A 21,558-nucleotide genomic window follows, 5' to 3' on the forward strand; every position below is an offset into this window, starting at 1 on the left:
GGCCTTGCCGGGCATCGCGAAGATCGACATAGTCGGGCGGATGGAGACCGAAGAGTCGTCGTCCGCACCTCCGGCACGCGGGTCCGGGCGAGGCGTCCGCCGGGCCGTCGTCACGGCCGCGGCCGTCGCCGCCGTGCTGCTCGGAGTGGCCGGAGCCGGGGCCTGGTTCGCCCGTGCCGAGGCCCTGCGGCCGTCGCAGCCCCCGGTGGTTCCCTGGCCCGAGGGCGGGATGTTCCGCGTGTACCTGTGCGAGGGGAGCGGCCTCGACCGGGAGGAGTGCGGTGGCCGGGCGGCCACGCGGGAGGAGAGGAGGGCGCTGGAGGCGCGGCTGCGGGAGTTGCCCCAGGTGACGGAGCTCGCCTTCGAGAGCAGGGAGGAGGCGTTCGCGGCCTTCGCGGACAGCCTGGAGCCGGACGACCCGCGCCGGGAATCGATCTCCCCTGAGGACCTTCCGGAGTCGTTCAAGGGGGAGCTGCGCCGCCACACCGACATCGCCGGGTTCCCCGCCGAGGTGGAGAAGCTGCCGGGGGTCTCCGGCGCGGTCGCCTACGGCCGCGACTTCTGGTGGGGCAGGGCGCACCTGACCGTCAGCCTGTGCGGGGAGCGGGACGTCCTGTGCGACGGCCGGGGACCCGCGACGGAGGAGGAGAAGGACGCGGTGGTGGCCGCGCTGCGTTCCGCGGGCGGGGTCGAGGAGGTCTACTTCGAGGACGCCGCCCACGCGCGCAGGGTGATGTCCCACATCTGGGGTCCGGACGGCGAGTCCGCCACGCCGGTGGAGTCGTACCGGGTCGAGCTCGCGGACCCGGCGTCGGAACGTGCGGTCGTGGCGGCGGTCAGGGGACTTCCGGGGGTCCAGAGCGTGGACGAGGTGGCCCGGGACGCGCTGGGGCCCTTCTCCTCCGTCCCGGGCCCCTGAGGACCATCTCGATCTTGTGGCCGTGCCGGAGGAGATTCGGCATAGTTTCCTGGATGTCTGGTCATGAGGAGCTTTCCTTCGGCGGCGGGGACCCGGACCGGGAGCCGTGGTTCGAGCCGCGGTTGCGGGCGCTGCGGGAGCGGTCGGCGGCGTGCCGGGAGTGGGCGGGGGCGCGTGTCCGGGCGCTGACCGCCTGCGCGGTGGCGCTGGCGGTGCTCGGGGCGGCCGGGGCCGGGGGCCGGTACCTGTACGAGCGCTCCCGCGAGCCGCTGCCTCCGCCTGACATCGCGGTGCCCGCGCAGCTGCGGTTCACGGTCCGCCCGTGCGGCCCGGAGCGGCAGCCGTGGCACTGCCCGGGCCGGAAGGAGGCGACGGAGGGTGAGATCCGGGCGGTCGTGGAGCGTATGCGGGCAATGCCCGAGGTGGCGGAGGCCCGCTACGTGAGCGCGGAGGAGGACCGCCGCGAGACACTGGCCCACTACGCGGACCTGGGTGAGGAACCGCTGGACCACGTGGGCTTCCAGCACGCCATCGACGCCAGGCTCCACCGGAGCGGCGACTTCCCCGAGGTGGCCCGGCGGCTGAGGGAGATGCCCGAGGTGCACCTGGTGGACCGCGATCCCTCGGACTTCTGGGCGGGCACGGCCGACCTAGCCGTCGTCATGTGCGGGACGGAGGAGGTGTTCCGGTACATCTGCGCGGGGAACCGGTCCGGCGGGTCCGGGCGCTCCACCACCCCGGAGGAGAAGGAGGCGATCCTCGACCGGATCTGGGAACTGCCGGAGGCCGAGGAGGTCTACCTGCAGAGCCGGGAGCACCATGCTCGGCTGCTGCGCCACTACTACCCGGAGTCGCCGTCCGGGGACAGGACGTTCCGGATCGAACCGGTGATGGAGACCTTCTACGTGAAGCTCTCCGACCCCGCCGCCTTCCCCGCCGCCGCCCGGGCGCTGAAGTCCCTGCCGGGCGTCGGCTGGGTCGGCCGCGTCCGGTCGGATCGGTAGCGGCCCGCCGTGCGGGGAAGTCCCGCAGGGAGGCCCGTGCGGGACGGGGCCGGCTCGACGGGAGGAGAGCCTGGCGGTCCCGCGGGACGGTTCGGCATAGTTTGTTGGGTGTCGGGTCATGAGGAGCTTTCTTTCGGCGGCGGGGACCCGGACCGGGAGCCGTGGTCCGAGGCCCGGCTGCGGGCGCTGCAGGAGTGGGCGGGGGCGCGTGCCCGGGTGCTGACCGCCTGCGCGGTGGCGCTGGTGGTGCTGGGGTCGGCCGGGTTCGGGGGCCGGTACCTGTACGAGCGCTCCCGCGAGCCGCTGCCCCCGCCCGGCGGACCGCTCCCCGCGCAGCTGCGGATCGCGGTCCACCTGTGCGGCCTGGGCGCGGAGGCGTGGGCCTGCGAGGACCGGCACGAGACGACGGAGGCCGAGGGCCGGGCGCTGGCGGAGCGCCTGCGGGTGATGCCCGAGCTGGCCGAGGTCGTCTACGTGAGCAAGGAGGAGGACCGCCGCAGAGTGCTCGCCTACCACACCGACGCGGGTGAGCCGGGGAAGGCGGAGTACGCCTTCCCCCACGCCAGGGTCGAGGCGGTGCTGCGCCGGAGCGGGGACTTCGAGGCGGTGGCCGCCCGGGTGCGGGAGCTGCGCGGCGTCAACCGGGTGCTCCGGGTGCCGACCGACTTCTGGGCGGACAAGGCGGACTTCGCCGTCCACCTGTGCGGCACGGACGGCTGGTCGCGGTACGCGTGCCCGAAGAACCGGCCCGCCGGGGTCACGGGCTCGGCGGGCGCGGCGGAGAAGGCGGCGATCCTCGACCGGATCTGGGAGCTGACCGGAGCGGAGACGGTCTACCTGGAGGGCCGGGAGCACCAGGTCCGGCTGCTCCGCCACTACAACGCCGACCTGCCCGCGAGCGACCCGCTGTTCCGGGTGGACAGGGCGTACGAGACCTTCTACGTCGATTTCTCCGGCCCGGCCGACCTGCCGGCGGCCGCCGCGGCGCTGAGGTCCCTGCCCGGCGTCCGGTCGGTGGCCCCCGTCCGCTCCGAGGGCAATCCCGAGGAGTGGCCGATCGCCGGAGGGCCGGACGGCCGCGTCCGGCTGGAAAGGGCGCTCCGGGAGATCGTCCGTGGCGGTGCGGTCGTCCGGTCCGGCGTGGGCGCCTGAACCGAGGCTCCCGCCGGTGGACGGTCACCGGGCATGACGGGATGATCTGTGGACGGTCATGGGCGGTGGGAGTCAGGCGGGGTCTGCTGAATGTCGGGTCATGACGAGCTTTCCTTCGGCGGCGGGGACCCGGACCGGGAGCCGTGGTCCGAGGCCCGGCTGCGGGCGCTGCGGGAGTGGCTGGAGGCGCGTGCCCGGGTGCTGACCGCCTGCGCGGTGGTGCTGGCGGTGCTGGGGGCTGCCGGGCTCGGGGGCCGTTACCTGTACGAGCGCTCCCGCGAGCCGCTGCCCCCGCCCGAGGCGGCGTTCCCGGAGCAGCTGGAGTTCGCGGTCATGCTGTGCCAGGGCTACGGCCCGGGCGGAGGCCGCTGCCCGGGCAGGCCGAGGGCCACGGAGGCCGACTACCGGGCGGTGGCGGAGCGCCTGCGGGCCATGCCCGAGCTGGCGGGGGTCGTCCTGCGGAGCCCGGAGGAGGTGCGCCGGGAGCTGTCGGCCCGGCACACCGTCACGGACGGGTGGGAACCGGCGGCCGGCACGGTCTTCGATCCCTCCCTCCAGGGCACGCTGCGCCGCGGCGGCGACTTCGCCGCGGTGGCCGCGAAGGTGGAGGCGATGCCGGAGGTCGACAGCGTGACCCGGCTGATCCCGGACTTCTGGGCGGGGAAGGCCGACCTGGAGGTCGCCCTGTGCGGGCAGGCCGAGCGGCTGCGGCGGGAGTGCACGGAGAACCGGCCCAGGGGAGTCGTGGGAGCCGCGACCGAGGAGGAGAAGGACGCGATCGTGGCCCGGCTCTGGGAGCTGCCCGGCGCCGAGGCGATCTACCTGCAGGACCGCGACCACTTCATGAGGCTGGCCCGGCACTACGGGAAGAAGGACCTGACCAGCGGCAGGCCGCTCCGGCCGGACCATGCCTACGAGAGCCTCTACGTGAAACTCGCCCGCCCGCCCGGGATCGAGGAGGTCGCCGCCGTCGCCAGGGCGCTGACCCCCCTGCCCGGCGTCCTCGGGGTGCTCCCCGTCCGGTCGGACGGTTAACACCCTGTCCCGCTACGCGGGGTCTGCGATGAGTTGGATTCCCGCCTATGTGGCCACATGGAAGGGTAGAGTTGCCACATGAGTGAACCGGTGTTCGAAGATCACGTGGTCGGAGTGCGAGATCTCACCCACAAGACCAGCCAGATCCTGGCCCGGGTCAAGGGAGGAGAGACGCTGACGATCACCGAGCGGGGTGAGCCCATCGCCAAGGTCGTCCCGCTCCGGCAGCCGAGGATGGTCATGCCCTCTGTGGGATACGTGGCGAGTGGAGATCCCACGTGGGCCTCTCGTGCCGACGAAGAACTCGAGGGCTTCGGCGAGTGATCATCGCGGACACGGGAGCGATCCTGGCCGTTGCCGATGCCACCGCTCCTGAGCATCAAGCCTGTGTCGACGTGCTCGCCGGTCTCGAACGCCCGATGCTGATCACGCACATGGTGGTCGCCGAGGTCGACTACATGTTGACCAGGAGGTTCGGTGTCGTGGCGGCGAACCGCTTCCTCTCGGACGTCGCCAGGGGTGCCTACACCCTGATCTCCGGCGATGAGCAGGATCTGGAGGACGTGATCACTGTCAACGCCAGGTACGCGGATTTGAAACTGGGAGCGACCGACTGTATGAACGTCGTTCTCGCAGCACGTTATGACACGTCGACGATCTTCACCTTGGACGAGCGGCACTTCCGGGCGATCAAGCCGCTCAACAAGGCGGAAGCGTTCACTCTTCTCCCGGCTGACCGGGCCTCTCGGGTGTGAGGAAGACCATTTCCACTGGTGGAAATGGCCTGGCAGGAAGCGTGACGGTGACCGATGACGTCCACCAGGACGCGTCGGGTGGAGAACCGGACGCTTCCGCCCTGCCCCGCCACCTTGCCGCGCTCGTCGGTGCGTTGCGGGGCCTGCGGATCTCGGTCTCGACCACGACCGGTACCTGATCTGCTCCGCCTCTGCGGGGCAGGAGGCCTGGGGCGTACCAGACCTTTTACGTCGACTTCTCCGGCCCGGCCGACCTCCCGGCGGCCGCCGCGGCGCTGAAGCCCCTGCCCGGCGTCCTCGGGGTGCTCCCCGTCCGGTCGGGGGAATAGGACTTGCCCCGGTGGAGGGAGGATCGGCATAGTCGGCGGGTGAAGATCGGAAATCCGCCCTCCGCACGCCGGGCCCGCACGTTCCGGACCCTGCTCGCCGCGGCGGCCGTCGCCGCCACCGTCGTGACGCCCGCCGGTACGGCCGGGGCCGAGGACCGGTCCTCCGCGTCCGCTCAGGCGGCCCTGCCGGACGGTTCCCGGACCGACGGCCGGAAGATTCTTCCTCCGCCGGCCGGGCCGTGGCCCAAGGGCGCGGAGTTCACCGTCTTCCTGTGCAGGAACGGTGACGCGTTCGACAGGTGCCGCGAGCGGGCGATCACGGCGGAGCAGCGGCGCGCGCTCAGGACGAGGCTGAAGGCGATGCCGCAGGTCGGGAAGGTGAGATTCGAGTCCCGCCTGGAGGCGTGGAAGAAGTTCAAAGCGGAGAACAAGGACAACAGGACCCTGCTCTCGGCGATGAGCGCCGATGACATGCCTGAGTCGTTCCGGGGCAGGCTCCACCGGCGGGCCGACGTCGCGCCGTTCACGTCCGCGATCAGGAAGATGCCCGGCGTCTCCAACATCCAGAGCTGGGGCGGTCGTTTCTGGACCGGGAAGGCGGACGTCCGCGTCTCCCTGTGCGGGCGGAAGGCCGAGGAGGGCCCCTGCGCCGGACGGGGTCCCGTCACCGAGGCGGAGAAGGACGCGATCGAGACCAGGTTGAGCGCCCTGCGTGAGGCCCGGCGGATCTACGCCGAGGACACCGCGCACGCCAAGCGGGTGTTCGAGTACTTCTGGGCGAATGACACGAAGTTCCCCATCGGGATATTCCAGGAGTCCTACTACGTCAAGCTCGCGGACCGCCGGGACGCGCGGGCGGTGATCGAGGCGGTCGAGGGCATGCCGGGTGTCGACGGGGTGGACGTCGTCGACGCCGGCTGACCACCGGATCGCCCGGAACCGGTGCTGGAGGCGCGTCCTTCCCCGGTCCGGGAGGCCTCCCGGAAGACCGGCCGCCGGGGCGCCGCCGTCCGCGAGAAGGGTGATGTGCGTCCGGGCTCCGGCGGCAGGGAGTATCCTCGCCGGTCGTGAGCACGCCCGAGACCCCCGAGAGTGGACCAGCTGTGGACGCAACGCCGTACGTCACGATCGTCCTGCCCTGCTACAACGAGCAGGACCACGTCATCGACGAGGTCGAGCGCATCTGCCGGGCCATGGACGGCAGCGGCTACACCTACGAGCTGGTGGCCGTGGACGACTGCTCCACCGACGAGACCCTGGCCCGGCTCCAGGAGGCCGCGCCGCGGTTCCCGAACATGCGGATCCGGGCCTTCCACCGCAACGGCGGGTCGGGCACGGTACGCCGGATCGGCACCCAGGAGGCGCGCGGCGAGATCGTCGTGTGGACCGACGCGGACATGACCTACCCGAACGAGCGCATCCCCGAGCTGGTCTCCATCTTGGAGAAGGACAACACCGTCGACCAGGTCGTGGGCGCGCGCACCACCGAGGAGGGCTCGCACAAGTTCCTGCGGGTCCCGGCCAAGTGGTTCATCCGCAAGGTCGCCGAGCTGCTGGCCGGGCAGAAGATCCCCGACCTCAACTCCGGGCTGCGGGCCTTCCGCAAGTCGGTGGCCAGGCCGTACCTGCGGCTGCTCCCGCCCGGGTTCTCCTGCGTCACGACGATCACGCTGTCGTTCCTGTCGAACCAGCACGACGTCTACTATCTGCCGATCGAGTACAGCAAGCGGGCGGGCAAGTCGAAGTTCGGCTTCGTCTCCGACGCCTACCGCTACATCCTGCAGGTGCTGCGGATGGTGATGTACTTCAACCCGCTCAAGGTGCTCATGCCGCCGGCGATCTGGCTGGTCGGCATCGGCATCGTGAAGGGGGTCTACGACAACGTCAAGACCCCGTTCTACCTGGCCAACAACACCATCATCATCTTCGTGACCGGACTGCTGATCGGTTCGCTGGCGCTGCTGGCGGACCTGATCGTGCGCTCCCGGAGCGAGTAGGCGTGCGCATCGCGATCGTCGGGCCGACCTACCCCTACAAGGGCGGCGGGGCCGCGCACACCACCGAGCTGGCCCACCGCCTTTCGGCCGCCGGGCACGACGTGGTGATCGAGTCGTGGAGGGCGCAGTATCCGTCGTTCCTCTACCCGGGGCAGCAGACCACCGACAGCCCCGACGGCGAGCCGTTCGGGAACGTCCGGCGGCTCCTCGACTGGCGCCGCCCGGACGGCTGGCTCGCCTGCGGGCGGCGGCTGCGCTCGGCCGACCTGGTGGTCCTGGCCGTGCTCAGCCCGGTCCAGGTCCCGCCCTACCTGGGCATCCTGTACGGCCTGCGCCGCCGGACGAAGGTGGTGGCGCTCTGCCACAACGTGCTGCCGCACGAGCGCAAGCCGTACGACGTGCCGCTGATGCGGGCGCTGCTGCGCCGGGTGGACGGGGTGCTGGCGCACTCGCAGGCGCAGGCGGAGCTGGCGCGCGGCCTGGCGCCCGTCCCGGTGACGGTGGCGCAGATGGCGCCGCACCTGCCGGTGAAGGCGGAGCGCAGGGCCGAGCCGGGGCGCCTGCACCGGCGGCTGCTCTTCTTCGGGCTGGTCCGGCCGTACAAGGGGCTGGACGTGCTGGTCCGCGCGCTGCCCGAGGGCGTCGCGCTCCGGGTGGCGGGCGAGTTCTGGGGCGGGCAGGCCGAGACGGAGGCGCTCGTCGCCGAGCTGGGACTGGGCGACCGGGTGGAGCTGCGCCCGGGCTACGTGGCCGCCGAGGACGTGCCCGGCCTGTTCGAGGACGTGGACGCGCTGGTCCTGCCGTACCGCAGCGGCACGGCCAGCCAGCAGGTCTGGCTCGGCCACGAGCAGGGCGTGCCGGTGATCGCCACCCGGGTGGGCACGCTCGGCGACCACGTCACCGACGGGGTGGACGGGCTGCTGGCCGAGCCGGGCTCGGTGGAGTCGCTCCGCGAGGTCCTCACCCGGTTCTACGCGCCGGGCGAGCCGGAGCGGCTGCGCGCCGGGGTGAGGCCCGTCGACCCCGGGCCCTACTGGGCGGCGTACGTCGAGGCGCTGGTCTCGGGGGCGTCCTCCGCCGAGGGGCCGGCGGTGCCCGCCGCCGGGGGCTGAACCCCGCGGCCGATCAGCCAGCCGATCCCGGCCCAGGCCACGTCGCACGCGGTGAAGGCCAGGCGGGAGACGACGGCGACGACGAGGGCGGCGCCGGTGGCGGCCTCGGCGCCGAGCCCGCCGGCCGCGGCGAGCGGCGCGGTGAGCACCAGCACCATCGCGCCCTCGCGCACGCCCACGCCCGCCGGGACGAACGCGGCGAGCAGGCCGGTGGCCCAGGCGAAGGCGTAGGCCCCGGCGCCGGCCAGGTAGAGCGAGAAGTCGCCCGTCAGGTCGCCCATGACCAGCCAGGTGTGCAGGCCGTACAGCAGCCAGCCGGCCAGCGTCCAGGCGACGCAGGAGACCAGGGCGCGGCCGGGCAGGACCTGGTCGACGACGTCCCGGCGGGCGAGGCGGAGCACGAGGTTCAGGCCCCAGGCGAGCACCTTCGGGTGCAGGCAGACGATGATCACCGGGATGATCAGGGCGAGGTACCACATGCGCCCGGCGACGTCGCCCGCGGTGAACGGCAGGGTGGCGGCGGCCAGGCCGACCGCGCAGCCGAGGGAGATCACCAGGGCGATGGAGGTGCCGCTGAAGGTGCGCCGGGGCGGGCAGCCGTGGTCGCGGCCCAGCTCCATCATCGCGGCGTAGGCCCAGACCGAGCCGGGGACGTACTTGCCGAGCTGGCCGACGTAGAGCACCCGGGCGGCCACCCGGAGCGGCAGCGGCGAGCCGAGCCCGGCGATCACCCGCTGCCAGGCGACCATCATGCAGCCGGCCCCGGCCATCACCGCGGCGACCGCCCCGGCGACCGACCACCACGACAGCTCGGCGAGCGCGGAGACGGTCCCCTCCCAGTTCCTGGCCAGGCCGTAGCCGACGAAGGCCAGGGCGAGCAGGGCCAGCAGGACCCGGAGCAGGCGGCTCGCCCGCAGGCGGTTGAGCAGACGGCTGAGCATTGGCACAGAGTACGACGTGGGGGTTACCCGGCGGTAGGGTCGCGCCGCGCCGGTAGCCTGGGGCACCGCGCGCGTCCAGGCGGCCGCGTCCGGGAGGAGACCCGGGCGCGGACCCGGGCGGATCCCGGGCGGTTTCCCGGGCGCGCCCCGGGCGGTCCCCGGGGCGGACGCGCCGCGCGCACGTAGGCGGACGGGAAAAGTGGAGCGGATGATGGCGGGCAGGGCGGATGCCGGACGGCAGGCGCAGCTGGAGTACTCCGAGTTCCAGGCGGCGATGCTGGACGAGGAGAAGCGCCGCCGGAAGGCCGCGAAGATCGTGGCCGTGCTCGGCCACTTCCTGGGGCGCGACAAGGACGTCCTGGAGGGGCTGACGGTCGCCGACATCGGCTGCTCGGCCGGGTTCATCGCCGACGAGCTGGCGAACGCGGGCGCCGCCCGGACCTTCGGCGTGGACATCGACGTGCCCGGCCTGCGCAAGGCCGCCGCGCGCTTCGGCGAGCGGGTCGAGTTCGTCTGCGCGGACGGCACCGCGCTGCCCTTCCCCGACGGCTCGGTCGACGTGCTGGTCTTCAACCACATCTACGAGCACGTGGTCGACCCCGACGCGATCATGGCGGAGATGCGCCGGGTCCTGGCCGACGACGGCGTGCTCTACCTGGGGCTGGGCAACCGGCTCGGGGTGATGGAGCCGCACTACAAGCTGCCGTTCCTGTCCTACCTGCCGCCCGCGCTCGCCGACCGCTACGTGCGCCTGTCCGGCCGGGCCGACAGCTACTACGAGCGCTACCGGACCCGGCGCGGCCTGCGGAAGATGGTCCGCGGCCTGCGGGTCTGGGACTACACCTTCCCGGTGCTGGCCACCCCGGCGGCCTTCGCCGGCTCCGAGCTGTTCCCCGGCGCGGCCGGCCGGGCGGCCCAGGCCGTGCTGGCCCGGCTGCCCCGCGCGGTGCTGCGCGCGCTGCTGCCGGTGGTGCCGACCTACCTGTGGGTGGCGACCAAGGGCGGCCGCCGCCCGGCGGGGGCGAGCCTGCCGCAGCCGCCCGAGCCGGTCCGGCCGCTGTGACCAGGGTCTCGGCCGACGTGCCCGCCGGACCGGCGCCGGAGGAGCCCGCCGCCGGCGGGGCCGGCGCGCCGCGCTCCTCCCCGCTCCGCAAGCTGGTCCGGGTCGCCTTCCTGGTGGTGGCGCTGGGCTTCGGCACGTGGGCGGTGGCCTCGCAGTGGGACGAGGTGCGCGCCGGATTCGCCCTCCTGTCGTGGCCCGCGCTGCTGCTCTCGCTGGTCGCGGTGGTCGCGGCGCTGGGCGGCGGGATGATGACGTGGCGGGCGCTGCTGGCCGACCTCGGCTCGCCGCTCCCGCTCCGTCCCGCGGCGAAGGTCTTCTTCGTCGGCCAGCTCGGCAAGTACATCCCCGGCTCCGTCTGGCCGGTGCTCGCCCAGATGGAGATGGGCCGCGCGCTGGGCGTGCCGAGGACGCGGAGCGCGGCGGCGTTCTTCCTGACCATGCCGGTCCAGCTCGGCAGCGGCTTGCTGGTCTCGGCGGTGACGCTGCTGGCCGCCCTGCCGGGGTCCGCCGCGCCGTACGCGTGGGTGTTCCTGCTGGTGCCGGTGCTGGCGGTGGCGTTCGAGCCCCGGGTGGTCAACGCGGTGATCGGCTTCGGGCTGCGCAGGCTCGGGCGGCTGCCGCTGGAGCGCCCGCTCACCCGGCGGGGCATGCTCACCGCCCTGGGCTGGGCGGTGCTCGGCTGGAGCGCGTACGGCCTGCACCTGGCCGCGGTCCTGTACGAGCTGGGCCCCTCCGGGCCGTCGGTGGCGGTCTTCTCCATCGGGGCGTTCGCGCTCTCCTGGTGCCTGGGGATCATGACGTTCGTGGTCCCGGCCGGGGCCGGGGTGCGCGAGGTCGCGATGGTCGCCGTGCTGGCGCCGGTGCTGGACCGGGGCTCGGCCATCACCGCGGCGCTCTGCTCCCGGATCGTGATCGTCCTGGGGGACCTGGTCTGCGCGGGGGCCGCCGGGCTGGCGGCGCGGCGCCGGGCCGTACCCGGGCGGGGCGGATCCGGCCCGGGGGAGGCCGCGGGGGAGGCCGCGGGGGAGGGAGGGGCCGCTCCCGGAGACGGCGGCGCCGGTCCGGAGCGCGGCCGCCCCGGCGGAGAGGCGGTGTGATTCACCTCACGGACCGAGCGGCCCGGCGGCTATGGTGGCGGGAGGAGGGACCTGCGGGTTCCGGGGTCCGGCGAGGGAGAGCTTTCTTGGCGGGTCGATTCCGGAGGGGGACGGCGAGGCGACCGTCCGTACGGGGTCCGGCACGGATAGCATCGCCGTCGATCCGGACGCCCGGAGCCGCCGCGGGAGCGTCGGCGGAGGACCGCCGCCGGCGCGGTCCGGGGCCGGGGAGCCCGCCTGGGCAACTTGGCCGGGGCGCGTTCCCGCCGTATCAACACGCTGTCGAATAGTGGGCTAACCTCTCTAGATGACGGAGACCCTTTTGTCGGATCTTGAGGCGATTCTCCTGGTCGGAGGTCAGGGGACGCGGCTGCGTCCGCTGACGCTCGGCACCCCCAAGCCGCTGCTGCCGACGGCGGGCGTGCCCTTCCTCGCCCACCAGCTCGCCAGAGCCCGCTCGTTCGGCGTCCGGCGCATCGTGTTCGCGACGTCCTACCGGGCGGAGATGTTCTCGGAGGCGTTCGGGGACGGCTCGGCCTTCGGGCTGGAGATCGAGTACATGACGGAGGAGACCCCGCTCGGCACCGGCGGCGCGATCCGGAACGCGGCCGCGGCGCTGACCTGCGACCCGGACGCGCCCGTGCTGGTGCTCAACGGCGACATCCTCTCCGGTCACGACATCGGCGCCCAGGTCGCCCTGCACACGGCCCGCCGGGCCGCGGTCACGCTGCACCTGACCGAGGTCGAGGACCCCTCCCGCTTCGGCTGCGTGCCGACCGACGGCGAGGGTCGGGTGACCGCCTTCCTGGAGAAGACGCCCGACCCGGTCACGAACCGCATCAACGCCGGCTGCTACGTCTTCACCCGCTCGGTGATCAACGGCATCCCCGAGGGCCGGATCGTCTCGGTCGAGCGCGAGACCTTCCCCGGGCTGATCGAGGCCGGGGCGCCGGTGCTCGGCTACGCGGAGGCGTCCTACTGGCTGGACGTGGGCACCCCGGCGGCCTTCGTCAAGGGCTCCCGCGACCTGGTGCTCGGCCGGCTGGCCTCGCCCGCGCTGCCCGGCCCGCCCGGCGACTTCCTCGCGCTGCCCGGCGCCATGATCTCTCCCGAGGCCGTGGTCGCCGACGGGTCGGTGGTGGGCGCCCGCGCGGTCGTGGAGGCCGGGGCGCGGGTCAGCGGGAGCGTGCTCGGCGACGACTGCGTGGTCCACGCCGGGGCCGAGGTGGTCGACTCGGTGGTCGGCATCGGCGCCCGGGTCTCCTCCCGCTCGGTCCTGCGCGACGTGGTGATCGGAGACGGGGCGGTGGTGGGCTCCGGCAACGAGCTGCTGGCCGGCAGCCGTGTCTGGCCGGGCGTCGTGCTGCCCGAGTGCGCGGTCCGCTTCTCCAGCGACGTCTAGCGGGCGCCGGTGCGGGAGCGGTGCTGGAGCTGGGAGGGTCCGCTCGACCTGGAGCTCGTGCTGCGCCCGCACCGGCGCGGCGCCGCCGACCCCGCCTGGCGCCGGACGCCCGACGGGGCGGTCTGGCGGACCTGCCGCACCCCTGACGGTCCCGGCACGCTCCGGATCGCCGGGGGCGGCGGTTCGGCCGTGGGCACGGCCTGGGGACCGGGCGCGGACTGGCTGCTGGAGACGCTGCCGGCGCTGCTCGGCGCGGGGGACGACGCCTCGGGCTTCACGCCCGGGCACGCCGTGCTCCGCGAGGCCGCCAGGCGCCACCCAGGCCTGCGGGTCGGAAGGACCTTCAGGGTGCTGGAGGCCCTGGTGCCGGCCGTGCTCGAGCAGAAGGTCGTGCTGGCCGAGGCGCGGCGGGCGTGGCGGTGGCTGCTGACCCGGTACGGCGAGCCCGCGCCGGGCCCCGCCCCGGAGGGCATGCGGGTCTTCCCCGAGCCCGAGGTGTGGTGGTCGATCCCGTCGTGGGACTGGCACCGGGCGGGGGCGGAGGCCGTACGGGCCCGGACCGTCGCGAACGCGGCCCGGCACGCGGCGAAGCTGGAGGCGGCGGAGGGCAGCGCCGCGGCCGACCGGCTGCTGCGGGCGCTGCCCGGGATCGGGGTGTGGACCTCGGCCGAGGTGCGCCAGCGCTCCCACGGCGACCCCGACGCGGTCTCGGTCGGCGACTACCACCTGCCGTCGCTGGTGGGCTGGTCCCTGGCGGGCGAGCGGGTCGACGACGCGGGGATGCTCCGGCTGCTGGCCCCCTACCGGGGGCACCGGTACCGGGTCAGCCGATTACTGCGGCTGGGTGGTGCGCGGCCGCCCGCTCGCGGGTCGCGGCGGCCGGCACGGGACTACCGCTCGTTCTGAAACCGTCGGCTCCGAGGCCGTAGGGCTCGGGCTCGGCGGATATCCAGTCGCGGCCGTCGCGCGTGTCGGCGCCGATCAGCGGGGCGAGGACGGCGACGGCGACGAAGAAGACGAGGAAGGCGATCATTTTCCGCTCCTGGGGATGGGGTCCGGTGGGACGCCTCTAATCTATGCACGCGCAAGCATTTACGTCTATCTAGATGTCCTTGATGGATGTGTTTAGCATTCCTGAAGAGTGGGCGGCCCGTTGATCGGACGGGAGGCGGCCCCGGGGCCGTTCCGGTGCCGGACGCGCCGTAATGTGCCTGCATGAGCGCCAATCCCACCGACGCCGCGATGCGCCGGGCCCTGGCCCGGGCGCGTGACGGCAAAGCTCTCGACCCGTCCGAAGCCACCGTCCTGCTGCACGCCCGGGGCGCCGACCTCGACACGCTGCTCGGCCACGCCGGGCGGGTCAGGGACGCCGGTCTGGAGGCCGCCGGACGGCCCGGGGTCGTCACCTACAGCCGCAAGGTCTTCATCCCGCTCACCCGCCTGTGCCGGGACCGGTGCGGGTACTGCACGTTCGCCACCGCCCCGCACAAGCTCGAGTCCGCCTTCCTCGGCCCCGACGAGGTCCTCGAGATCGCCCGGCAGGGCGCGGCCATGGGCTGCAAGGAGGCACTGTTCACACTCGGCGACCGGCCGGAGGACCGCTGGCGCCAGGCCCGCGAGTGGCTGGACGCGCACGGCTACGACGACACCCTCTCCTACGTGCGGGCCATGGCGATCCGGGTGCTGGAGGAGACCGGGCTGCTCCCGCACCTCAACCCCGGCGTCATGACCTGGCGCGACCTGCAGCGGCTCAAGCCGGTCGCCCCCTCGATGGGCATGATGCTGGAGACCACCTCGCGCCGGCTGTTCGAGGAGAAGGGGCAGCCGCACCACGGCTCCCCCGACAAGGACCCCGCCGTGCGGCTGCGGGTGCTCCAGGACGCCGGGCGCTCCAACGTGCCCTTCACCAGCGGCATCCTGATCGGCATCGGCGAGACCGTCGAGGAGCGGGCCGACGCGCTGTTCGCGCTGCGGAAGGTGGCCCGCGAGTACGGCGGGCTGCAGGAGGTCATCGTCCAGAACTTCCGCGCCAAGCCGGACACGGCGATGCGCGGCATGCCCGACGCCGACCTGCAGGAGCTGGCCGCCACGATCGCGGTGGCCCGGCTGGTCCTGGGGCCGAAGATCCGCCTGCAGGCCCCGCCGAACCTGGTGGACGCCGAGTACGACCTGATGATCCGGGCCGGGATCGACGACTGGGGCGGCGTCTCCCCGCTCACGCCCGACCACGTCAACCCCGAGCGCCCCTGGCCGCAGATCGACGAGCTGGCCGCGCGCACCGCCGCCTCCGGGTTCACCCTCCGGGAGCGGCTGACGATCTACCCGGAGTACGTGCTGGCCGGGGAGCCCTGGCTCGACCCCCGGCTGGCCGCCCACGTCGCCGCGCTCGCCGACCCGCGGACCGGGCTGGCGCGTGAGGACGCCGAGATCACCGGCCGCCCCTGGCAGGAGCCCGACGGCGGGTTCGCCTCGCTCGGCCGGACCGACCTGCACACCGCCGTCGACACCGAGGGGCGCACCGGCGACCGCCGCGCCGACTTCGACCACGTCTACGGGGACTGGGAGGCGCTGCGGGAGCGCCTGCCCGCCGCGGCGGCCGCGCCGGTCTCCGGTGACGTGCGGCAGGCGCTGCGCCGGGCGGAGTCCGACCCGGCGCACCTGACCGAGGCCGAGGCGCTGACCCTGCTCGGCCTGGCCGGCGGCCCGGACGGCTCCGGGGCCGACGACGCCGCCCTGGACGAGCTGTGCCGGATCGCCGACGGCCTGCGCCGCGAGGCGGTCGGGGACGACGTCACCTACGTGGTCAACCGGAACATCAACTTCACCAACGTCTGCTACACCGGCTGCCGGTTCTGCGCCTTCGCGCAGCGCCGCACCGACGCCGACGCCTACACGCTCTCCCTGGACCAGGTCGCCGACCGTGCGGAGGAGGGCTGGCTGGCCGGGGCGACCGAGGTCTGCATGCAGGGCGGCATCCACCCCGACCTGCCCGGCACCGCCTATTTCGACATCGCCCGGGCGGTCAAGGCCCGCGTGCCGCAGATGCACGTCCACGCGTTCTCCCCGATGGAGGTCGTCAACGGCGCCAGCCGGACGAACATGTCGATCGAGGACTGGCTGGCCGCGGCGAGGGAGGCGGGCGTCGACTCGCTGCCCGGCACCGCCGCGGAGATCCTCGACGACGACGTGCGCTGGGTGCTGACCAAGGGCAAGCTGCCCGCCGCCGAGTGGATCGAGGTCGTCACCACCGCCCACCGGCTCGGCATCCCGACGACCGCCACGATGATGTACGGCCACGTGGACACCCACGCCCACTGGGTGGCGCACCTGCGCCTGATCCGACGCATCCAGGAGGAGACCGGCGGGTTCTCCGAGTTCGTGCTGCTGCCGTTCGTCCACCACAGCGCGCCCATCTACCTGGCGGGGATCGCCCGCCCCGGCCCGACCGCGCGGGAGAACCGGGCCGTGCACGCGCTGGCCCGGATCATGCTGCACGGCGCGATCGGCAACATCCAGTGCTCCTGGGTGAAGCTCCGCGACGACCTGTGCCGCCAGGTGCTCTCCGGCGGGGTCAACGACCTGGGCGGCACGCTGATGGAGGAGACGATCAGCCGGATGGCCGGGTCGGAGAACGGCTCGTTCAAGACGATCACCGAGATCGCGGCCATGGTCGCCCCGACCGGGCGGCCCGTGCGGCAGCGGACCACCTCCTACGGCGTGCCGGACGCGGAGCGGATGGCCGCGGCGGCCGCCAGTGATGGTGTTTGTCAGAGCGTGCGTAAGTTCGTGCCGTTGGAGCGTCTATAACAAGTTCTCTGTTGACTTGCGCTCTGTAAGGGGGGTGTTGCGAGAATTGTCACCCCCCTGAGATCGTGAGGTATCAGCGTGCCCTCTCCCGGCCGACACCGCGTCGCCGTCGGTGCTGAACGGCGCCAACGCCAGGCTCTGACACGTGTTGCCCTCGTCGCGGTCGCCCTGGCTGTCGCCGCGGCCGGGAGCATGGTGCTGATCGCGGACCGGTTCGGTGGAACGTGTTCCGGTGACCCGGTCCTGGTGGAGGTCGCGGCCGCGGTGGACATCGCGCCCACCGTGATGGAGGCGGCCGGGCGGTTCAACGCCCGCAAGGAGCAGGTCGACGGGCGGTGCGTGCTCGTGGAGGTCAGCGAGCAGCCCCCGGCGACCGTGCTGCGGACCGTGATCGGGGACACCGCAGGGGTGCTCGAGACCCGCCCGGACGGCTGGATCGCCGACTCCTCCGCCTGGATCCGGCTGGCCCGCAAACAGGGCGCGGCCGACATGGCGGGCACCGAGACCGTGATGGCCACCTCCCCGCTGGTCTTCGCCACCCGCACCTCCCTGTCCGAGCGGTTCACGGTCGGCAGGACCGAGATGAGCTGGGAGATGGTCTTCCCCGCGACCACCCGGGGCCGCGTCCAGCCGACCGACAAGGAGCCGGACGTGGTCCGGGTCCCCGACCCGTCGCTCGCCGGGGCGGGCATCGCCACCGTGGCCGCCGCCCGCGACCTGGTGGGCAACGGGACCGAGGCCGACCAGAAGCTCACCGCGTTCGTCCGCTGGGCCCAGGCCGGAGCCGCCCCGGACTACCGGAGCATGCTGGACGCGCTCGGCGAGCGCTCCTTCTGGAAGCGGCCGGTGGTGATCGTCCCCGAGCAGTCGGTCTGGGAGTACAACCGGAGGCCCTCGGCCGACCCGGTGGTCGCGCTCCACCCCCGGGAGGGGACCGTCAACCTCGACTACCCCTACGTGGTCACCGCCGCCGACCCGGCCAAGGCGAGCGGGTCGCGGGCCTTCGCCTCCTGGCTCCGCTCCCCGGAGATCCAGGACGCGGTACGGCGGGCGGGCTTCCGCTCGGCGGACGGCGTCCAGGGCCCCTACTCGCCCGGACCCGAGATCCCCACCGAGGCGCCCAGCGCCCGCGCGAGCATCCTGCCCGCGACGATCGACGAGGCGCTGGAGGCGTGGAGCAGGCTGGCCCCGCCGACCAACATCCTGGTCCTGGCCGACGCCTCCCGGCACATGGCCGAGCCGATCAAGGGGGAGAAGGGCCGGACCAAGCTGAACGTCGCCCTCGACGCGGCCCGGCTGGGCCTGCAGCTGTTCCCCAACTCCACCCACATGGGCATGTGGGAGTTCTCCGACGCCAAGGGCTCGTCCGGCGACCACCGCGAGCGGGTGGGGCTCGGCCCGATCACCGAGGCCGAGGACGGGAAGGTCGTCCGGCGCGGCGCGCTGGAGGAGCTGACCCGGACCATGCGCGCCGACCCCCGGCGCGACAGCTCCCTGAACGACTCGATCCTGGCCGGATTCCGCGAGCTGACCGAGTCCTACGACGAGGGGATGAACAACACCCTCCTGGTCATCACCGCCGGCAAGGACGACGCCAAGGGCGTCTCCGGGAGCGAGCTGGTCACCGCCCTCCGCGAGGAGTGGGACCCGCAGTACCCCGTCCAGATCGTCGTGCTGGCCTTCGGCGACGACCTCGACCGCGCCACCCTGGAGCAGGTCGCCTCGGTCACCAACGGCTCGCTGCACGTCGCGCGGGAGCCCGGCGAGATCATCGACGTCTTCCTGTCCGCCCTGGCCCGCCGCCTCTGCCACCCCACCTGCCGCAAGGCCTGACCTCCCCGGCCCGGCCGGTTCCCGCGCCCGGGGACCGGCCTTCGGGGAGCCCCGGCACGTGGTCGAACCGTACGGAGTCCACGGCAAGGCCGGCCGCCGGTACGGCGACCGGCCTTCGGTGTTTCTCGGATGGAACGCCCGGCGGATCCCGAACGAGTGACCCGGCAGATCTCGACTGAGGTGCTCGGCAGATTCCGACTGACAGGGTCGGCAGATTCCGAATGCCGAGGAGCGGGCGTGGACGAACTGATTCCCAGGGCGGCGTCCGAGCAACTCCGCGAATCGGTTTCGGACTTCCGTGTGGTGGTGGTCAACGGTCCCCGGCAGGCCGGGAAGACGACGCTCCTCGAACTGTTCCAGCAGGAGTTCGGCGGGACCTACCGTTCGCTCGACGAGGTCGAGCAGCTCCGTGCCGCGAAGGCCGACCCCACAACGTACGCCCGTGCCGGAAGCCGGCCTCTGATCATTGACGAGGTCCAGCGGGGCGGAGACGAGCTGATCTTGGCCATCAAGCGGGAGGTCGACCGTGACCGCGCACCCGGACAGTTCGTGCTCTCGGGGTCCACGCGTTTCCTGACCGTGCCCACTCTCTCCGAGTCCTTGGCCGGAAGGGCGGTCTTCATCGACCTGTGGCCGTTCAGCATGAGCGAACGGACCGGAGGGGGCTGCGACTTCATCCGGAGGGTGTTCCGTGCGCCCGCCGAAGTGGTCGGTGAGCGGTCGGAGTGGCGGCGGGACGACTACCTCGACGTCCTCTGCAGGGGCGGCTTCCCCGAAGCGCTGAGAGTCTCGACGGAGACCTCGCGCCACCGCTGGTATACCGGCTACGTGAAGACCATCGTGGCCCGCGACATCGGCGAGTTCGCGGAGGTCCATCACGCGAGTGCTCTGCCGAGGCTCCTCGGCCTGATCGCGGCGCGCTCCGGCAGCACCTTCCTGCAGGCGGACATCGCACGCTCGCTGGGCGTGACCGGCGACACGGTCCGGACCTACACGTCCTACTTCGAGACCGTCTTCCTCGTCTCTCTGGTCCCGGCCTGGTCCACGAACATGACCTCGCGTCTGACCAAGACGCCGAAGGTCTTCCTCACCGACACCGGACTGGCCGCGCACCTCCTTCGGGTCACGCCCGGCGCGCTGCGTGAGCCGGGCCACCGCGCGCCGGGGGCCTGGTGGAGACGTTCGTCTTCACCGAACTGATGAAGCTGCGGAGCCTCATGGGGGACGCTTTCGAGATCTACCGGGTTCGTCGGCAGTGCTCCGGCCCTCAGGCCGGAGGTGAAGCCGACCGTCCCGCGTAGCGGGACAGGAATAACCGATTCACCGCCAGGCGAACCGGCGTCCGCCTTGCTCACAGTGGTCGCTGCTGCTGCTCGATGTACTGGCGCAGGACCGTCAGCGGCGCTCCACCCACCGACCCGGCGAAGTAGGAGCCTGACCAGAAATGCCCGCCCCACAGATACTGGTGGACGTGGGAGGTGTATTCCTTGCGGAGCAGGCGCGCCGAGACGCCTTTGAGGCTGTTGACCAGTTTCGAGAGGGCCACTTTGGGCGGGTAGTGGATGAGCAGGTGGACATGGTCGTGTCCGCCGTTGAACTCGCGCAGTTCGGTCTCGAAGTCCGTGCACACCTCCCGCATGATCTCCTCGCAGCGGGTCAGCGCGTCGGTGAACACCCCACCCCGGCATTTCGTGACAAACACCAAATGAGCATGAAGGTCGTAGACGACATGGCGACCGGCGCGGACCTCGGGATTCGGTTCCCACCGCGGTGACATAAACCAAACGATACGATCAGCGGGTGAAACAGGAGAAGCGGGCCCGGGCACACGTGGCGCGTCTCGACCTGACCGCCGCGCAAAGCGCGCTGCTGGACGGCCAGGCGCACACCGCTCGCGCGCTATGGAACCTGCTGCACGAGTACACCACCTTCCACCAGGGCCGCCTGGCCCCGCTGAAAGCGTGCGACGAGGCGATCCGGGCCGCCCGCCACCAGATCGACTGGATGGCCAAGCTTCCCGCCCAGGCCGCCCAGGCGGTGCTGAAGACCTACCGGCAAGCATGGGCGAACTTCTTCAACCCCGACCATCCGGCGATGCGCCCGACGTTCAAGTCCCGGCGCTCCCGGATGGCGGTGGATGTCCCCCAAGCCCGTGACCTGCACATCGGGAGGATCAACCGGCGGTGGGCAGCGGTCAACCTGCCCAAAGTCGGCCGGGTCCGGTTCCGGTGGACCAAAGACCTGCCCGGCGTCACCCGAGGCGGGCCGGCCGGGCGGATCACCGGGGCCCGGCTGGTCAAGGACGCCTACGGCTGGCAGATCGTCTTCCGTACCGAAACCCCAGCCGTGATCCCGCCACCGCATCCGGGTGGCAGGATCGGTATCGATCGGGGCATCAACGTCGCCCTGGCCCTGTCGGACGGCACCACCCGCGAACACGGGCCGTGGCTGAGCGAGGGGGAGAAGGAACGGCTGCGCCGGTTGGAGAAGAAGGCCGCCCGGCAGCGGGCCACCCATCGCAAGGGCCGGCCGATCTCCAACCGGCAAGCCCGCACCTACCGCCAGATCGGCAGGCTCCGCGCGACAGCCAAGCGCCGGACCGCCTGCTGGCAGCACCAGACCAGCACCGAACTCGCCGAAGCGTTCAGCGAGATCGGCGTGGAAGACCTGCAGATCACCAACATGATCCGCTCAGCACGCGGCACCGCCGAGCAGCCCGGCCGCAACGTCGCGCAGAAAGCCGGGCTGAACCAGGCGATCAGCGGCGAAGCCTGGGGCCGAACCGTCACCATGCTGGAGTACAAGACCGCTGATCGCGGCGGCCGGGTGGTGAAAGTCCCGGTGGCGGGCACGTCGCAGACCTGCCACCGATGCCGTCACCGCGACCCGGCCGCCCGCGACGGGATCAGGTTCTCCTGCACCAACCACGCATGCGGGTGGACCGGTCACGCCGACACCAACGCCGCGATCAATATCGAAACCGCCGCAGGAACTGTGGTGGCAGGACGTGGAGACTCAGGGGTTACCCGGTCTGCGAAGCGTCAACCCCCGCACGCCGCTTGACCGCGACGTGACGGGAGAATCTCCGGCCGTCAGGGCCGGGGAGGAGTTC

The 21,558-nt window shown here is 72.6% G+C and carries 19 protein-coding genes; 17 read left to right on the forward strand and 2 right to left on the reverse strand.

Features of this window, described 5'->3' with window-relative positions:
* The first annotated feature begins 40 nt into the window (after positions 1 to 40).
* From ACFOWE_RS06885 to ACFOWE_RS06925, 9 genes are all read left to right on the forward strand, one after another.
* Entirely contained in the window at positions 41 to 919 is an 879-nt protein-coding gene (locus ACFOWE_RS06885) for a permease-like cell division protein FtsX (protein ID WP_377286165.1), read from the forward strand.
* Between the two features lie 53 nt (positions 920 to 972).
* Positions 973 to 1,923 carry a permease-like cell division protein FtsX gene (locus ACFOWE_RS06890; protein WP_377286166.1) on the forward strand — a complete coding sequence of 317 codons (951 nt, stop codon included), beginning with the start codon at positions 973 to 975 and terminating at the stop codon, positions 1,921 to 1,923.
* 108 nt (positions 1,924 to 2,031) lie between these two features.
* The gene (locus ACFOWE_RS06895; protein WP_377286167.1) at positions 2,032 to 3,075 is read left to right on the forward strand and encodes a hypothetical protein; all 1,044 of its coding nucleotides are present in this window, start codon (positions 2,032 to 2,034) and stop codon (positions 3,073 to 3,075) included.
* A 90-nt stretch (positions 3,076 to 3,165) separates the two neighbouring features.
* Positions 3,166 to 4,110: a hypothetical protein gene (locus ACFOWE_RS06900; protein ID WP_377286168.1), complete on the forward strand. Its 945-nt coding sequence runs from the start codon at positions 3,166 to 3,168 to the stop codon at positions 4,108 to 4,110.
* A 78-nt stretch (positions 4,111 to 4,188) separates the two neighbouring features.
* Positions 4,189 to 4,434, forward strand: coding sequence for a type II toxin-antitoxin system Phd/YefM family antitoxin (locus ACFOWE_RS06905; protein WP_377286169.1), 246 nt, complete (start codon positions 4,189 to 4,191; stop codon positions 4,432 to 4,434).
* Positions 4,431 to 4,865, forward strand: a complete 435-nt coding sequence (locus ACFOWE_RS06910) for a type II toxin-antitoxin system VapC family toxin (protein WP_377286170.1) — start codon at positions 4,431 to 4,433, stop codon at positions 4,863 to 4,865. The genes ACFOWE_RS06905 and ACFOWE_RS06910 overlap by 4 nt, the downstream gene beginning before the upstream one ends.
* A gap of 368 nt (positions 4,866 to 5,233) precedes the next feature.
* Complete coding sequence (locus tag ACFOWE_RS06915; RefSeq protein WP_377286172.1) at positions 5,234 to 6,115, forward strand: permease-like cell division protein FtsX; 882 nt, start codon at positions 5,234 to 5,236, stop codon at positions 6,113 to 6,115.
* A gap of 182 nt (positions 6,116 to 6,297) precedes the next feature.
* Entirely contained in the window at positions 6,298 to 7,191 is an 894-nt protein-coding gene (locus tag ACFOWE_RS06920; protein WP_377286173.1) for a glycosyltransferase family 2 protein, read from the forward strand.
* Between the two features lie 2 nt (positions 7,192 to 7,193).
* Positions 7,194 to 8,303 (forward strand): glycosyltransferase family 4 protein, encoded by a 1,110-nt coding sequence (locus tag ACFOWE_RS06925; RefSeq protein WP_377286175.1) that lies wholly within the window; start codon positions 7,194 to 7,196, stop codon positions 8,301 to 8,303.
* Here the strand turns inward: ACFOWE_RS06925 and ACFOWE_RS06930 are convergent.
* Positions 8,222 to 9,244 carry a lysylphosphatidylglycerol synthase domain-containing protein gene (locus ACFOWE_RS06930; RefSeq protein WP_377286176.1) on the reverse strand — a complete coding sequence of 341 codons (1,023 nt, stop codon included), beginning with the start codon at positions 9,242 to 9,244 and terminating at the stop codon, positions 8,222 to 8,224. The two genes, ACFOWE_RS06925 and ACFOWE_RS06930, sit on opposite strands and share 82 nt — an antisense overlap.
* Positions 9,245 to 9,452: 208 nt before the next feature.
* Between ACFOWE_RS06930 and ACFOWE_RS06935 the strand changes: the two genes are divergently transcribed.
* From ACFOWE_RS06935 to ACFOWE_RS06965, 7 genes are all read left to right on the forward strand, one after another.
* Entirely contained in the window at positions 9,453 to 10,307 is an 855-nt protein-coding gene (locus ACFOWE_RS06935; RefSeq protein WP_377286177.1) for a class I SAM-dependent methyltransferase, read from the forward strand.
* Positions 10,304 to 11,404 (forward strand): lysylphosphatidylglycerol synthase domain-containing protein, encoded by a 1,101-nt coding sequence (locus ACFOWE_RS06940; RefSeq protein ID WP_377286179.1) that lies wholly within the window; start codon positions 10,304 to 10,306, stop codon positions 11,402 to 11,404. Before ACFOWE_RS06935 ends, ACFOWE_RS06940 begins: the two co-directional genes overlap by 4 nt.
* A gap of 307 nt (positions 11,405 to 11,711) precedes the next feature.
* Positions 11,712 to 12,806, forward strand: coding sequence for a sugar phosphate nucleotidyltransferase (locus ACFOWE_RS06945; RefSeq protein ID WP_377286181.1), 1,095 nt, complete (start codon positions 11,712 to 11,714; stop codon positions 12,804 to 12,806).
* A gap of 9 nt (positions 12,807 to 12,815) precedes the next feature.
* A complete protein-coding gene (locus ACFOWE_RS06950) occupies positions 12,816 to 13,712 on the forward strand; it encodes a DNA-3-methyladenine glycosylase family protein (protein WP_377286183.1) in 897 nt (298 codons plus the stop codon).
* A 336-nt stretch (positions 13,713 to 14,048) separates the two neighbouring features.
* A complete protein-coding gene (locus ACFOWE_RS06955; RefSeq protein ID WP_449301203.1) occupies positions 14,049 to 16,613 on the forward strand; it encodes a bifunctional FO biosynthesis protein CofGH in 2,565 nt (854 codons plus the stop codon).
* Positions 16,614 to 16,805: 192 nt separating this feature from the next.
* Complete coding sequence (locus tag ACFOWE_RS06960) at positions 16,806 to 18,446, forward strand: substrate-binding and VWA domain-containing protein (protein ID WP_377286185.1); 1,641 nt, start codon at positions 16,806 to 16,808, stop codon at positions 18,444 to 18,446.
* Positions 18,447 to 18,683: 237 nt separating this feature from the next.
* A complete protein-coding gene (locus tag ACFOWE_RS06965) occupies positions 18,684 to 19,646 on the forward strand; it encodes an ATP-binding protein (RefSeq protein ID WP_377286186.1) in 963 nt (320 codons plus the stop codon).
* Between the two features lie 151 nt (positions 19,647 to 19,797).
* On the opposite strand, the gene tnpA is transcribed toward ACFOWE_RS06965, so the two are convergent.
* Positions 19,798 to 20,223, reverse strand: a complete 426-nt coding sequence (gene tnpA, locus ACFOWE_RS06970; RefSeq protein ID WP_377286188.1) for an IS200/IS605 family transposase — start codon at positions 20,221 to 20,223, stop codon at positions 19,798 to 19,800.
* A 23-nt stretch (positions 20,224 to 20,246) separates the two neighbouring features.
* Between tnpA and ACFOWE_RS06975 the strand changes: the two genes are divergently transcribed.
* A complete protein-coding gene (locus ACFOWE_RS06975; RefSeq protein WP_377286189.1) occupies positions 20,247 to 21,509 on the forward strand; it encodes an RNA-guided endonuclease InsQ/TnpB family protein in 1,263 nt (420 codons plus the stop codon).
* Positions 21,510 to 21,558 lie beyond the last annotated feature (49 nt).

This window comes from Planomonospora corallina (genome assembly GCF_042650625.1).
In the GTDB taxonomy this organism is placed as follows: Bacteria; Actinomycetota; Actinomycetes; order Streptosporangiales; family Streptosporangiaceae; genus Planomonospora_B; species Planomonospora_B corallina.